Annotated in this window: 10 protein-coding genes; 4 read left to right on the top strand and 6 right to left on the bottom strand. The window is 44.4% G+C overall.

Translation table 11 applies throughout. The features are described from left to right. Positions 1–71 precede the first annotated feature (71 nt). From rpoB to rpsT, 3 genes are all read right to left on the bottom strand, one after another. Positions 72–3,371, bottom strand: a complete 3,300-nt coding sequence (rpoB, locus tag NSTCB13_RS03000) for a DNA-directed RNA polymerase subunit beta (RefSeq protein ID WP_445629730.1) — start codon at positions 3,369–3,371, stop codon at positions 72–74. A gap of 900 nt (positions 3,372–4,271) precedes the next feature. Continuing rightward, positions 4,272–5,057, bottom strand: a complete 786-nt coding sequence (locus NSTCB13_RS02995) for a TatD family hydrolase (protein ID WP_448268610.1) — start codon at positions 5,055–5,057, stop codon at positions 4,272–4,274. Positions 5,058–5,253: 196 nt separating this feature from the next. Then, positions 5,254–5,550 (bottom strand): 30S ribosomal protein S20, encoded by a 297-nt coding sequence (rpsT, locus tag NSTCB13_RS02990; RefSeq protein WP_445629732.1) that lies wholly within the window; start codon positions 5,548–5,550, stop codon positions 5,254–5,256. A gap of 733 nt (positions 5,551–6,283) precedes the next feature. Here rpsT and hisD point away from each other — a divergent pair. After that, complete coding sequence (hisD, locus tag NSTCB13_RS02985) at positions 6,284–7,582, top strand: histidinol dehydrogenase (RefSeq protein WP_445629733.1); 1,299 nt, start codon at positions 6,284–6,286, stop codon at positions 7,580–7,582. Positions 7,583–7,944: 362 nt separating this feature from the next. Further along, positions 7,945–8,370 carry a universal stress protein gene (locus tag NSTCB13_RS02980; protein ID WP_445629734.1) on the top strand — a complete coding sequence of 142 codons (426 nt, stop codon included), beginning with the start codon at positions 7,945–7,947 and terminating at the stop codon, positions 8,368–8,370. A 367-nt stretch (positions 8,371–8,737) separates the two neighbouring features. Here NSTCB13_RS02980 and NSTCB13_RS02975 read toward each other — a convergent pair whose 3' ends face one another. Then, on the bottom strand, positions 8,738–9,133 hold the full coding sequence (locus NSTCB13_RS02975) for a hypothetical protein (protein WP_445632012.1): 396 nt from the start codon (positions 9,131–9,133) through the stop codon (positions 8,738–8,740). 380 nt (positions 9,134–9,513) lie between these two features. On the opposite strand from NSTCB13_RS02975, the gene hslO reads away from it, so the two are divergent. Both hslO and NSTCB13_RS02965 read left to right on the top strand, forming a co-directional pair. Next, on the top strand, positions 9,514–10,413 hold the full coding sequence (gene hslO, locus NSTCB13_RS02970) for an Hsp33 family molecular chaperone HslO (protein WP_448273108.1): 900 nt from the start codon (positions 9,514–9,516) through the stop codon (positions 10,411–10,413). A 160-nt stretch (positions 10,414–10,573) separates the two neighbouring features. After that, the gene (locus NSTCB13_RS02965) at positions 10,574–12,634 is read left to right on the top strand and encodes a chromosome segregation ATPase (protein ID WP_445629736.1); all 2,061 of its coding nucleotides are present in this window, start codon (positions 10,574–10,576) and stop codon (positions 12,632–12,634) included. Positions 12,635–13,046: 412 nt separating this feature from the next. On the opposite strand, the gene NSTCB13_RS02960 is transcribed toward NSTCB13_RS02965, so the two are convergent. Further along, positions 13,047–13,925 carry an NAD(P)-dependent oxidoreductase gene (locus NSTCB13_RS02960; protein WP_445629737.1) on the bottom strand — a complete coding sequence of 293 codons (879 nt, stop codon included), beginning with the start codon at positions 13,923–13,925 and terminating at the stop codon, positions 13,047–13,049. A 424-nt stretch (positions 13,926–14,349) separates the two neighbouring features. After that, positions 14,350–15,528, bottom strand: coding sequence for a class I SAM-dependent methyltransferase (locus tag NSTCB13_RS02955; RefSeq protein WP_448271304.1), 1,179 nt, complete (start codon positions 15,526–15,528; stop codon positions 14,350–14,352). Positions 15,529–15,693 lie beyond the last annotated feature (165 nt).

Here is a 15,693-nt window from a genome sequence, read left to right as displayed (position 1 = left end):
GTCATTGGTCATTGGTCATTAGTCCTTAGTCTTTTGCTAATGACAAAGAACTAAGGACTAATGACTATTGATTATTCGTCGTCTTCCAGCGATTCGCGAGAAAGAGATTCATAAGTTGGTCGAGGAGGTGTGCGACGGGCTGATTGGTCTGCCATCAAATCGACTTCCACATCTAGGGAACTGCCGTCTGCTTGGGTTTCTACCTTGTGTACGGCAATATCTAACCCCAATGATTGCAACTCTCGCATTAGCACCTTAAAGGATTCTGGAGTTCCAGGTCGAGGAATTGCCTTACCTTTAACGATCGCATTTAACGCTTCATTCCGTCCTTGCATATCGTCAGATTTTACTGTGAGCAATTCCTGTAAAGTGTAAGCTGCCCCAAAGGCTTCCAATGCCCACACTTCCATTTCTCCAAACCTCTGACCACCTTGTTGTGCTTTACCACCCAAGGGTTGCTGAGTCACCAGTGAGTATGGACCTGTGGAACGGGCGTGGATCTTATCATCCACTAAATGCACCAGTTTCAGCATATAAGCCACACCGATGGTAATTGCTCGGTCAAAAGGTTCGCCTGTACGACCGTCATACACCATGATTTTGCCTGGATTATCTGGGTTATATACCCAGTCTTTGCCTGTTTCGTCTCGTGCTTCTTGTAATTTGCCATGCACGATTCGGCGAGATGACTCTTCACCGTACATTTCGTCAAAGGGAGTAATCTTAAATCGCACTCCCAAGGTTTGACCAGCCCAACCCAAGAGGCATTCAAACACTTGTCCGACGTTCATCCGACTCGGTACGCCCAAGGGGTTAAGTACAATGTCCACAGGTGTTCCATCGGGCAAATAAGGCATATCTTCCGCCGGTAATATCCGAGAAATAATCCCTTTATTACCGTGGCGTCCTGCCATTTTGTCGCCAACTTGGATTTTGCGTTTTTGAGCAACATACACCCGAACTACCATATTGGCTCCTGGTGGCAGTTCATCACCTTGTTCGCGAGTAAACAACCGCACATCAACTACGCGGCCTTTTTCACCGTTTGGTACTCGCAGAGAATTGTCTCGCACATCCCGCGCTTTCTCACCAAAGATGGCACGTAAGAGTTTTTCTTCTGGCGGTTGGTCAGATTCACCTTTTGGTGTTACCTTACCCACCAAGATATCACCAGCTTCTACCCACGCCCCAATGCGAATGATTCCCTGTTCATCTAACTGACGCAAGGCATCTTCCCCGACGTTGGGAATTTCTCTAGTGATTTCTTCTGGCCCTAGTTTGGTTTGTCTAGCTTCAATTTCATATTTTTCAATGTGAATTGAGGTGTAGACATCATCCTGCACTAATCTTTCTGAAATTAAAATTGCATCTTCGTAGTTGTACCCTTCCCAAGGCATATAGGCAACGACGATATTTTGTCCTAGCGCCAATTCACCACCTTCAGTGGAGGAGCCATCAGCCAATACCTGACCAGCAACAACCTTTTCACCAATGCGGACCAGAGGTTTTTGATTTAAACAGGTGTCTTGGTTGGAACGTTGGTACTTGGAAAGGATGTATTTAATTTCGGGGGTGTTAGGTTTAGGACGGACGCGAATTTCTGTAGCATCTACGTAAGTGACATCGCCATCAGTGCGCGATACAATCACCATCCCAGAGTCTCTTGCTCCTTGGGCTTCCAAACCAGTACCCACCAAAGGACGCTCTGGTTTGAGTAGGGGGACTGCTTGCCGTTGCATGTTCGATCCCATCAGCGCTCGGTTAGCGTCATCATGCTCCAAGAAAGGAATCATGCTGGTTGCTACCGACACAATCTGTACGGGAGAGACTGCTACGTAATCCACCTGTTCTGGTGTTGTGGTGGAAAATTCTTGGCGATACCGGACTGGCACTTGTGGACCAATAATGTGCCCAGTTTCGTCTACAGGAATGTCTCCAGGAGCAACCCGTAGGTCGTCTTCTTCATCGGCTGTCATGTAGACTGGAGGTAGATCGAATCTAACTCGCCCATTTTCTACTGGTCTAAATGGTGTTTCGAGGAAGCCGTACAGGTTAACCCGCGCATGGGTTGCCAAGGAGCCAATCAATCCGGCGTTTGGACCTTCTGGTGTCTCAATGGGGCAAATGCGTCCGTAGTGACTAGGGTGAATATCCCGCACTGCAAATCCAGCGCGTTCGCGGGTTAAACCACCAGGACCAAGGGCACTTAAACGGCGTTTGTGGGTCAGCTCCGCCAGAGGATTGGTTTGATCCATGAACTGACTTAACTGACTCGAACCAAAGAATTCTTTAATTGCTGCTACCAATGGTTTGGGGTTCACCAAGGAAGCGGGAGTTAGCACTTCAGCATCGGATACAGTCATCCGCTCCCGAATGATTCTCTCTAGGCGATTTAAGCCAACTCTTACTTGGTTTTGCAGCAATTCACCGACGCTTCTCACCCGCCGATTCCCTAAGTGATCAATGTCGTCAATGTTACCAATATCATATTCCAAGTTGATCAGGTAATCTACAGCCGCCAAAATATCGCCAGGAGTCAGCACACGCATGGTATCTGGGACAGAAAGGCGCAATTTTTTGTTCAGCTTATATCGTCCAACGCGACCAAGGTCATAACGTTTCGGGTCAAAGAAACGGGAGTCTAAAAGTTGTTGTCCACCTAAGACTGTGGGTGGTTCGCCAGGACGGAGTTTGCGATATAACTCCATTAGGGCTTCTTCTTCAGAAAATTGCCCTTCTTTTTCAATGGTCTTTTGGAAATATTCGGGGTGGCGTAAGGCATCAAAGATTTCGTTGTCTGATAAACCTAAAGCTTTTAGGAGTACCTGCGCGCTCAATTTGCGGGTTTTATCAATGCGTACCCATACCAAATCGTTACGGTCTGTTTCAAATTTCAGCCATGCTCCTCGATTGGGAATTAAGCTAGCTGAATAAGTGCGTCGACCGTTTTTGTCTATTTCTGATTTGTAATAGACACCTGGCGATCGCACTATTTGGTTGACAATTACCCGCTCGGCTCCGTTAATAATAAACGTGCCGCGATCGGTCATTAAAGGCAAATCACCAATGAATACCTCTTGCTCTTTGATTTCCCCGGTTTCTTTATTAATTAGACGTGTGGGAACATACATTTGGACAGCATAAGTGCTATCCCGCCGTTTGGCTTCTTCGACGCTGTACTTTGGCTCCTTGAGTTTGTAGTTATGACCCAAAAAGTGCAGTTCTAATTTACCCGTATAATCTGTAATAGGACTAAAGGAGTTCAGTTCTTCTATCAGCCCTTCTTCTAAAAACCAGCGAAAGCTTGACCGCTGGATTTCAATCAAGTCGGGCAACAGAAAGGCGGGTTCCATATATGTTTCTTTAGTCATACCTCTTCCTTTGTCAACCTGGTACAATTTTCCCTTGGACACTGCTTTTTGACGCTTCCCACTGCTAGCTAGTGTCCTTAGCTGTTTGGGAACTCTTTCTTAGACACTTGTAATTTATGGGTGTAGACTCCAGCGATTATATCTAGCTGCAATGAGCAATTTTGACAAGGAAGCAATCACCCCTAATAGGGACTAAGTAATGGGTACTTGATACTATGGGATCGGGGGAAAACTTGCTGAAAGTTTTTTCTCCTTGCATTTCATGCCCAATAACGCTAGTTGCTTCTCTTGTCGCAGACGCTATGCGTAGCTTACTTCCTCGAAGCGGTACAAGTCGGCAAAGCTGCTCAACGGACTGGCCCCCCAATGCCCATTTCAAAAAGAATATCCAGTTAAAATATTCCTGAATTTGATTTACTTTTTTCACTTCCCCTCCAAAAAGCGCGTTAATTCGCTGACGCAGCTCTACACAGTGTGTTTTAAATCCACCCCGCTGTTGATACTCTTAGTGATATCTTACATATCTTAAGATTGAGGCAACGATCCGCACCTTGTCGATTTGGAATCAGAATCACTTTATTTTGCTGGATTATACTCACAAGGCAATTTTTGTTTAACGATTTTGAATAGGTTCAATAGACACTAAACCGATGTTGTGCAAAAGTCTAGCTCAATTTAGGTTGGTACGGTTAGTCATGCGTGGAGAGCATCCGCTTGTAGAGATTTTGAGGATGGGCAAGCCATAACAGTATGGAAAATTAAGATGAGAAGTTTTGTGCTTCTTCCTTTATTATTATGGCGCAAGCAAAATGTTTTTGAGGGAATAATATTAGCATATTTTTGTCCCCCTATAGTTTTATTTTTTTTAACACAACTTAACAAAAGATACTAGGACACACTTTATATTGACAGACCAAATAATTTACAAGCATTTTGGGTGGTTTGATGGGCGATCGCCTCTACGGTTTCCTGACGCAGTTTAGCTACTTGCTCGGCTACATAAAGTACGTAGGCAGGCTCGTTGCGCCTCTCGCCCCGTTTCGGAACTGGAGCGAGAAATGGGCAGTCTGTTTCAATCAGGAGGCGATCGCTACTTACCATTGCAGCAGAGGATTGGATTGCTTTGGCATTTTTAAACGTTACCGTACCGCTAAAGCTGATATAAAAGCCTAAATCGAGAAACCATTGAGTTTCTTCAGGTGTTCCTCCCCAGCAATGCATTACACCCCGCACTCTTTCTCCTTTGAGTTGCCGCCATTTTTGTAACACTTCTTTGGTTGCCACGGCAGCATCACGGCAGTGGATAATCACTGGTAAGTTTAGTTCAGATGCGATCGCCAACTGGGACTCAAACACCAGATACTGTTGCTCATAGTTATCAGCTTTGTAAAAATCCAGCCCCATTTCTCCAATTGCTACCACATTTGAGTCAGAACTCGCTAAAGTTTTGATTTTCTCAGTTGTCTCGCTATTCCATTTATCAGCATCTAAAGGATGTAATCCCACAGCAAAACTAATTTCGGGAAACTCTTGGGCTATGGATTGAATACTGGAAAACTCCTCCGGGTGAACACAGGAATGCACTAAACGCACCACACCTGCTTCTTGCCACCGCGATCGCACTATTGCTAAATCTGACTGAAAACTATCAAAGTTAAGATGTACGTGCGTGTCTATCAGTTGCATCTTTTGTCTTACCCTGCGGGAAGCCCTTCGGGTTCAGCAGTCGCTCATGGGGGAAACCCCCATCGCCCTTGGCGTCTCCCCTTGGGAGAAGACCGCGCTACTTCACCGCTGGCGCGTCATCTATGTTGTTTGTCCTTCGTCATTTGTCGTTTGTTTTGTTATCAATGACTAATGACTAAGGACAAATTACCAATGACTACTCAGCTGTTTGTGTGATGGGTTTTAGTTTGTGAGCCAATCTTGATTTTTTCCTTGCCCCATTGTTTGGGTGAAGAACACCTCGTTTGATCGCCTTATCAATTTTCCCATAAGCCTCGGATAACCTAGCCTGCGCTTCTTGTTTTAATTCTGGGGTAGGATTAGCTGTATAAGCAGCTACAGCATTGAGGTATTTCTTCATCAGCGTCTTCACTGCTGATTTGTAAGATTTATTACGCAGTCGGTTGCGTTCTGCGATTTGGGCACGCTTGAGAGCAGACTTTGTATTCGCCACAGTCAATTCCAAAAATACGATTATTAATTATGTACACACACTACTAGACTTACTAATATAGCATCCAAATTGCCAATGTTATAATTTCCTAAAAAAATTATGGAATTAGGTATTGAGCATGAATGAAGATCGTCAATATTATTAGTTATATAGTCTTTACTCGCCAATTCAGTATTTCCTCAATTGAGGAAATGCGTTAAACTAAAATACATCTAAATAAATTTCACCCTAACTCATCACAACCTGACTAAGCAATGTGATTGCCAATAAATATAATTTGTCCGTAAACCAAATGTATTATTTAGAAGCAGGAACTGTAAAGAGCTAAATCTCAGGGTTTGTCAAGTATAGAACCGATATATCGTGCCTGTACACACATTAAACTAGTAAAAGTTAGGGAAATAAGTAAAAATTATACTCAAACCAGAACCCCTATAAATTCAAGGGGATTGGATGTAACATACCATATACATCCCCCAAGGATTGAGGGAAAGGGTGTAAGGGGAGTGGGAAATGGCACACCTGCTTCCTACCGCTAGCCAGTCAAGGCTTGTCGGATTGAGCAATTAAGTCGCCTTCTCAAGCAAACTATACGCTGGTAGCCTTGAGAGTATCAAAAAAATCCAGGTTAAGCTAGAGAAGAGAATTAGAGTCAGCTTGCACACCCCAGTGGGTCAAGAGCAATACTAAATCTCAGGTGGCAATATTATAATTTTGGCATTGTCCTTACTCCATGCTGCGAATTATTACTCAGCAGGCAGACGTTAGAGCAGAACTACAACGGATCTGCGATCGCACCCATGACGAACAGGTACTTCACAAAGAAGCAACGGTGCGGGAAATTTTGCAAGCAGTGAAGCGCCAAGGCGACAAAGCTGTATTGCATTACACGGACGAATTTGACAAACAAACCCTCAAAGCAGAAGAACTCCGAGTTACAGGCTCGGAATTGGATGCAGCCTATCAACAGGTATCAAAAGAGTTGTTGAGTGCAGTTCGGCTAGCTTGCCGCCAAATTGAAGCGTTTCATCGTCAGCGAGTACCAAAAAGCTGGGTACACTTTGGTGACGATGAAGTAGTACTGGGCAAACGCTACACCCCTGTAGACCGAGCTGGGTTGTATGTGCCTGGTGGCCGTGCCGCCTATCCCAGTACAGTGCTAATGAATGCAATTCCGGCTCATGTTGCTGCTGTACCGCACGTGGTGATGGTAACACCACCAGGTCCAGGGGGTGCTATTAACCCAGCAGTCTTGGTAGCTGCCCAAGAAGCAGGGGTGCAAGAAATTTATCGTATTGGGGGCGCACAAGCGATCGCCGCTTTAGCTTATGGTACAGAAACAATTCCGAAAGTGAATGTGATTACTGGACCTGGTAACATTTATGTCACCCTAGCGAAAAAACTAGTCTATGGCACCGTCGGTATTGATTCTTTGGCGGGTCCTAGTGAAGTGCTGGTAATTGCTGATGAAACCGCAAATCCAGTACATGTAGCTGCTGACTTGCTAGCCCAAGCCGAACACGATCCAATGGCAGCAGCAATTTTGCTGACGACAGATGCGGCTTTGGCGAAAAATGTGCAATTAGCTTTGGAAAGACAGTTAGTCGATCATCCACGGCGAATAGACACAGAAAAAGCGATCGCTCACTACGGCTTGATTATCGTTGTGGAATCGCTCCAAGCCGCAGCAGAACTCTCAAATGAATTTGCCCCCGAACACCTGGAATTAGAAGTCAAAGACCCTTGGGCACTTTTACCACAGATTCGCCACGCTGGGGCGATCTTTTTGGGTTACTCAACGCCAGAAGCTGTAGGAGACTATTTGGCAGGTCCTAATCATACCTTGCCAACTTCTGGTGCTGCCCGCTTTGCTTCGGCATTGGGTGTTGAAACTTTCCTTAAACACTCTAGTATTATTCAATACTCTCAAACCGCACTGCAAAATGTGGCTGGTGCCATAGATGTGCTAGCAACAGCAGAAGGTTTACCTTCCCATGCTGATTCAGTCCGACGTCGAATTCAGCAAGAATAGTGATTTGGAATGCTTAATTTTTTCTAATAACTGGAAGTTTGGATAACGATACCGACTGTAAGCTACGCTCAAGCACACCATTTGCTATCCTACCTTCAGCTATCTTTTAAGCACGAGTCGGGCATTGCCGACAGTAGTTTCTGGGAGAGGGTTTTCCTCTCTCAAAAACTCGTGAAAAGCTTCTCCACAAAAGTTGCTACAACCTGTTCGCATGAAAGTGGCGTAAAACTAGCTGACCTATGGCGTAGCCTCAAATATCTAAACTTAAGTTGTCAGATAAAAAATTAGTTTAGTGTCACTGCCGACTAATTTTGCTAGATACTTATGTATGTAAGGGGTCTACTCTTTAGGAGACGAGAGCAGTGCTAAATAGTGTTTTGGTAGCTCTGGATGGTTCGGATATTTCAGAACGAGTAATTCAAGCTTTAGATAGTTTGGTGTTTTCAAAAGACGCCAAGGTTATTCTCTGTCATGTGTTTCTCACACCAGAGTCAGAAATGGAACTACCTGCCGATCGCCCTCAGCCAGAATCCCCAACGTTTTCTTATTTTCATATTGAAAAGCAACTGCAATTATATCAGGAAAAGTTATCAGCCAGAAGTGAGTTAGAGTTAGTAACTGGCGATCCCGCTGAAGAAATTATTCGTCTTGCCAATATTTATAAAACTGACTTGATCGTAATTGGCAGTCGGGGCTTGATGGGGATGAAACGAATTGTTCAGGGTTCAGTTAGCAGTCAAGTTGTAGAAGAGGCTAATTGTTCAGTGTTTGTCGTCAAACCGAGGTAACAATTTAAAAGGGAAAGCGATTGCGATAACTACCCAAAAACTAGCCTTTGAAGAATACCTGATATCTGATAATCGCACTGATAGTCGGTATAAATTGGTCAAGGAAAAACTAATTACCATGAGTTTAGAAAGTGGACAACATGGTGCACAAGGAGTTTAAGAATTTTAATCTATGCAATTCTGTGTTCTCTGGGTCTAGAGTCCTTAAATAAATTAGTTTTAAACAACAGAGCCACAGAAGAGGACACTTGCATGAGCGGGTTTCCCTACTTGAGCAAAGTGTCCGTGGCACAGAAAGAAAAAAGAGATTTTTGGAGTCACCTTGAAAAGGCTAGCCATAGAGACAAAGAAAATCCCTTTTCTACGTTCAGTCAGTTAAATGTTCTTGAGTTGCTAAAAACTGACGCAAGCTCAACAAGCTGAGTGTTTGACCCAAATTCAAGGGCAAAATTGAAACTCCTTCCAAGCGGGACTGTACCCAACCTTCTCCCCAGTACCATTCGTGGAACCCGTCAATGCCTCCGCTGAGTAGTAAGCGAAGGCAGTTGGATTTGACAACCTTTACTTGATGATGAATCGCGATTGGCCCAGTCCAGGTTGTAAACTGGAATCCGGGAAGCAGTTCTTCTGGCATTCCTGGCGCAAAACGTTGCCCTAAAAGCCATTTTTTTAGTTGCACGGGATGCAGCAGACTGTCACGAATTGCATCTGTTGATGCTTCGATTTCAATCCGTAGTTGGCTTTGTTGAAAATTACCCAGCATTTTTCTCGGATTACCTAAAGATAAGACATCGCTATTTCTAATATTGCAAATAGTTTTTGTCATTAGTCATCAGTCCTACCCTGCGGGAAGCCCTTCGGGTGACGCTCCTGCGTCGCTAGCGCTGCGCTAACAGCAGTCGCTCATGGGGGAAACCACGCCAGATGCTCCACTTGGGGAAACCCCTGCGTACCCGTCACTGGCTCCCCAAGACCGCGCTACTTCACCGCTGGCGCGTCTATGTCCTTTGCAAATAACTAATAACTAATGACCAATGACCAATGACAGCCGTTTATTTACGTAACACCCGACTACGTTACTTTTCTTGCAGCAGAGAACTTAGAATAGAAAAAGTGAACTTGTTAAGAAATGTAAGGTTATTCATGGCGGATCAGTTAATTCGTGCAACAGCAGCCGAAGGTGGAATTCGTGCCGTAGGTGCGATCGCCACACGTTTAACAGAAGAAGCACGGCAGCGCCACAAGCTTTCTTATGTGGCAACGGCAGCACTGGGTCGGACTATGACGGCGGGCTTGTTAATGGCCTCTAGTATGAAGCGGACTGGATCGAGGGTGAATGTCCGCGTTAAGGGCGATGGCCCTTTGGGTGGCATATTAGTAGACGCAGGCTTAGATGGTACAGTACGCGGATATGTCGGCAATCCATCTGTAGAATTGCCTCCTAATGCCAAAGGTAAATTAGATGTTGGTGGTGCTGTGGGTAGCGGCTACCTCTACGTTGTGCGAGATATCGGTCGTGGTTATCCTTACTCTAGTACGGTAGAACTAGTTTCTGGCGAAATTGGCGATGATGTAGCTCATTATCTGGTGAATTCCGAACAAACACCTTCGGCTTTAGTTTTAGGTGTGTTTGTGGGAGCCGCCGGAGTAACTACTGCTGGAGGATTACTGATACAAGTATTGCCCAAAGCCGCTAGAGACGAAGCCTTAGTAGAAAGGTTGGAATCACGGGTTGCTGGTCTAGCAGGATTTACGCCATTGTTGCAAGCTGGCAAGACGTTACCTGAAATCTTTGATGACTTATTGGGAGACATGGGGTTGGAAATCTTTTCCGAACGCCAAATGTTGCGCTTCCACTGTGGTTGCTCTTTCGATCGCGTTTTGGGGGCACTAAAGATTTTGGGAGAAGCTGAACTGCAAGATATGATTATCAAGGATGATGGTGCCGAAGCAACTTGCGACTTTTGCGGCAACGTCTACCAGGCAAGTAGCGATCAGTTAGCTCAACTAATTTCCGATTTGCAAGCCGAATCTGCTGTTTGAAGATAAAGTATAAAATAGCACTGATTTTAGAGATTGATAATGGTACTCTGTGGAGAGAGATAATCAAAAAAGTAGCTTTTTAATGACGAGAAAGTTACTATGTCAACAATGGAATTATCAATCTAAAACAGAGCGCTATTCAATTATTTTGGTGTGAGAGATGACAGAGCGGGATATTCCAGACAGTTGGTCAAGAGCCAGTGGAAGAGAGCCAGATCAAAGCAAAAGATTATCCCGAACAGAACAATTCGGTGAAACTCAGCCATTTGATGTCCCAGCTACTGGTTCTACCTCCAAGTCAGTGAAGCGGCGAAAAAAAAACCATACGAATAGTAATTCAGAAGAAACTGCCCAACTCAGTAGTACTTCTGGGAAATGGCCACGCTGGCTGAAAAGCTGGACATTGTGGCTAGTACTACTAATGTTGATTCCCAGCAGTGTCGGATTCTTGGCAATGGCAATGCTGCTAAAGTTACCAGCTGCCCCTAATTGTCCCTCGATTTTCTGGCCGCTAGCTAGTGCTTCTGTGCGGCTACATTGCGCTCAGTTAGCGGCTTCTAAGCAAACAGTGAACGACCTATTGCAAGCGATCGCTCTAGTGAAGCAACTACCACAAAATCACCCGTTGCATGGAGAAATCGATCGTTTCATCGAAGAATGGTCGCGGGATATTTTGAAGCTAGCCGATCAAAGTTTCCAAACTGGGAATTTAGAGGAAGCGATCGCGACTGCTCGTAAAATACCCGAAGATGTAGCAGCTTATAAACTAGTCGATGAACAAGTTGACAAATGGCAGTCAATTTGGTCAAAGGCTGAAGCCACATACAATGGTGCGATCGCCGAAGTAAAGGAACGGCGCTGGCAATCAGCATTCATGTTATCCGCTAAAATGCTGCGTGTAGACAATCAGTACTGGGCGGGTACTAAATACGACCAATTGAATCGTCTGATTGCTACAGCGCGGGAAGATGGCGATAAGTTAGGAAAAGCCGAAAGTTTAGCAAACAGCAAAGTAGTTGATAACATCCTAGAAGCGATCAAGTTAGCCGAGTCTATTGGTCAGGAAAGTTACCTTTACCAAAAAGCTCAGGAAGCGGTTCCGACATTTGGACGCAAAATGCTGGAATTGGCACAGGCGAAACTAGATAAAAAAGATGCGGATGAAGCGCTAAATATTGCTAGGCAAATACCGGAAAGTACGAAACTACAAGGCGAAACTGATGATTTTATTGCTATAGCTGACGCAAAAAGAAGTGCTTGGCTCGGTAATGTTTCTGGTTTAGAGGCAGCGATCGCTCAAGCACAACAAATCGATCCTTCCAGACCAGTGTATAACGAAGCACAGCAACTAATTGCTCGTTGGCAGTTGGAAATTGAAGATGTTGCCCATTTGGAAAAAGCAAGAATATTGGCTAGCCAGGGAACAGTCCCGAATTTAAACGCAGCAATCGCCCAAGTACAGCTTATTCCTGCTAGTAACCCTAGAGGCGCAGAAGCTAGACAAGAGATAGGTCGCTGGAATGCTCAAGTGGAGACAATTGAAGACCAACCTTACTTAGATCGCGCCGATCAGATCGCAATATTCGAGGATATTAACTCCTTGCAAGCTGCGATCGCCCAGGCCAGCGAAATTCGTAGAGGTCGTGCACTATATCCAGAAGCACGGAAAAAAATTCGTACTTGGGTAGGAAAAATTCAGCGAATTCAAGACCAACCTTACTTGGATCAAGCACAAGAACTGGCCCAGAGTGGAAATCTTACCGCCGCCATTAGCGCAGCTCAACAAATTGCCTCATCGGGAAGGGCGCTTTCACAAGAAGCACAAGCTGCGATCGATGACTGGGAAGGGCAAATTCGCACTAGAGAAAACTGGAAAAAAGCCCAGGAAGTGGGGGCCGCTGGTACTCCAGAAGCCTTGGTTGAGGCAATACGACTGGCGGATCGAATTTCAAACAATAGCATCTTACGTATGGATGCAAACCAGGCTATTGACCAATGGAGTCAGCAATTATTAGAAATAGCACGCACTCAAGGTCAGTCTGATATTGCTAGAGGCATTGACATTGCCAAATCAATTCCACGCGGTAGTGCTGCTTACAGTGCAGCGCAAGAGCAAATTAAGACTTGGCAGGATTTTCTCAATCCTCAACCTGAACCTCAGCCTTCGTCTGCGCCTGAATCTCTACCATTTCCTCGATCAACTACTATTAATGGTCAGTGATCGTCTATTAACTCAAGTTGCGGGTTATCCAATTCTAGGTTTTTTGCATCCGTCGATTCATGCGATGCCTACGCGCACCACAAGTTGGGGTTGCACTACGCGCAACCCTAACTTCGACAAAATCAAAAAGACAATTACTGAATCAGTTTAGAGTATCAGAATTTGCTCATTCAAGAAATGCTTATCGAATAGTCAATGCAAAAATGAATGCTTCAAGCTTCAGTAAAAACCTTTTATACGTGGCTGTTAACGCTTAGTTTACCCTGCCTTCAGGCGTGAGATGATATCATGTCCGGGTAATCACTTATGATTACCGTATCTGTGGAAAAATCCCAAAAGTCTCTTTCCCCCAGCAAGAACTGCACTCTAAATAATAAGTCTTCAACCGGACATGATATGAAGCTTAAATTCTTTATTCCCCGATCGCTTCTCCCCATTCCTTAATGACTGAAAATAGTGATGAGTAATCATCATCAGCAAATGACATTTTTACGGCCGTTTGCAAGATTTGCCGCACTCCTTTAATACTGCTGAGATCCAAACTCCGAGATTTCGCTTCCGAGATAAATAACTCCGTATCTTTAAGCAAGTGTTTTGTGGGGAAATTGGGATCGGCATAATTGCCATCTAACATCCGTTGTAGCTTTTTGTCAAAGGTAGGTGCATAGAGGGGACTGTCGCGCAAGATTTGCATAAACACATCTACATCGACACCTTGACGCTGGACAAAAGCTAGACTCAAACCAAAGCTAGTTGTTAGAGAAGCTATTAGTTGATTTAGTGCCAATTTAAGCGCCGCCGCAGATCCTACTGGCCCGATAAGTAAAGGTTCTGTGCCAAAATTTTGGAGTAACTTCAAGTGGCGTTCGTATTGTTCTGGCTCGGCCCCTACCATAACACTCAACTTGCCAGCTTTTGCTTCTGGGATACTCCCTAATACGGGCGCTTCTAAGTACTCACCACCACCCCCAACAACTGCATCTCTAATTTCCTGGCTTTCTGTGGGCGTAATTGTTCCCATTTGGATAATCGTGCGCCCTTCCAGAGTTTGCCAAGCAGTATCTGAAAGCAACACATTGTAAATAGCTGGGGCATTAGTCAGCATAAGAATTACGCACTCAGCAGCACGAATGGCGTGGCGGGGATGTGTAGCAATTTCAGCCCCAGCTGCTTGTAGTGATGCTAATTTTTCTGGGGTACGATTGTAGGCAACTAGCTGTATATCTGCGGCTAATAACCTTTGAGCCATTGGTAGTCCCATCAGTCCAGTTCCCAGAAATGCCACCTTCATTTTTTACGTTCCTTTAGTACAGCGTCACCATAAGCGTTGCGTAAAGCTTTTGGCATAGCAACTCTTAGAGAGGCTACGCCAACGCTCAGAGCGAGTCATTGAGCGTTATAGCCCATCATGAACATCGCATTGTTTGATTCAAATTTAGTTAGGAAATAGTTATTTGAAATTTGAAATATAATCCTAAATCCCAGTTTTCTTACTTCCTAACTCTGGCAATCAACCACCGGCAGCAAAAGTTAACATAATTATCACTGACAGTAATATACCAGGGGTAAGTAGTGTTACTAGCATTAACAGGTCATGAGTGGACATAATTATTACTTTGGTAGTGTGTTTAACTTTACTGTAATCACTGTTATGCTAGTCCAAATAAGACTGATACTGCATTCTTAAATAGAGTTTTAACTTTTCAACTTTACGCTTACTCTGGCAGGATCGATCCTTTTAATGGTTGAGAGATTTCTGTTTTGTCCAGACCTTTGCTCTGAATTAAGACTCCAAAGCCGCCGAGTCCTGTGGGGTCTAGAAGTTGGTGTAGTGCGTCCCGATGCTGTAGTAACTGCGAGAGAGGTTGCTTTTGCTGGGAAAGGGCTGCAATACGATCGCCTAATCCCAATGCCATCAAAAATAATCCCTGCTGAATAAAACCAACATTCTTTAAATTACATTTCTCACCCCAGCGTTCCAAAGCTGTAAAGTCAACATGGGCAGTTATATCTTGTCGCCCAATATTAATATAAGGGTTGTCATGGAAGCGGTGGTGATAATAGCACTGTAACGTTCCTTGCGATCGCCTGGGATTGTAGTAACGGCTGGCGGGGTAGCCATAATCAATTGTTAACACATAGCCGCGCTGCAAGCGGTCTGCTACTATACTCAACCAGTCTAGAGCAGCTAAATTAATTTCACTACGGTAGCCATCTGGATATGCACTTTGGGTAAAGTTCATTTCCACCAAGTCTAAATATTCAGCTAGTTGGGGCGTTGAAGGTTCCCCTGTGACTTCCACAAATGATGAACAGGTTTCTTTCTGATTACTATCTGTAGTTACATAAATTTCTCGGAGTTCTCCCGTTTCTAGGATGAATTGATGCACGGGAAACGCATCTACTAACTCGTTAGAGAAAAAGCAACCTGCGATCGCATTTGGTGGTATCTCCTCTAAATTACACCAACGCACCGGGAAATCTTGCAAGCGTTGCTGCTGTTCTTGTCTTAAAGTTGGAGACTTTTCAACAATTATGTACTCTAGGGCGGTAAAAAAATCTGGGTAGTGTAGCTGATGATATTTAAGGATATGCAAAGCTAGCAGTCCTTGACCTGCTCCCATTTCTACCAGAGAAAAGGGTACAGGTTTTCCTAAAATCTCCCACATTTGCAAAAATTGTTCTGCGAGTAACTCGCCAAAGTCAGAACAGAGATTGGGAGAGGTAAAAAAATCACTATCTTTAAAGCCTATTTTGACTGCATCGCTGGAATAGTAGCCGTATTCAGGGTGGTATAATGCCATATCCATGAATTGGGCAAAAGTAATTCGTTTTTGAGGATTGGTGGTAATGTGATTGGCGATCGCAGCACACAATGCTGGATTTGCATCCATAAAATTTGAGATTGGGGAGTATAGAAATAAATGAATTATGAATGATGCAAAACAAAATTCATAATTCATTATTTCTCTAATAGTCTACAAATCCCATGATATCGACCACTGTGGGATAAGTGCTGGCATTTATTGACAGACAAAACTGGGGAGTTTGCAGTTCGA

The sequence above is a fragment of the Nostoc sp. DSM 114160 genome, from assembly GCF_053470305.1.
The sequence above is the reverse complement of the archived record's forward strand: the minus strand, read 5'-3'. Positions and strand labels throughout refer to the sequence as shown.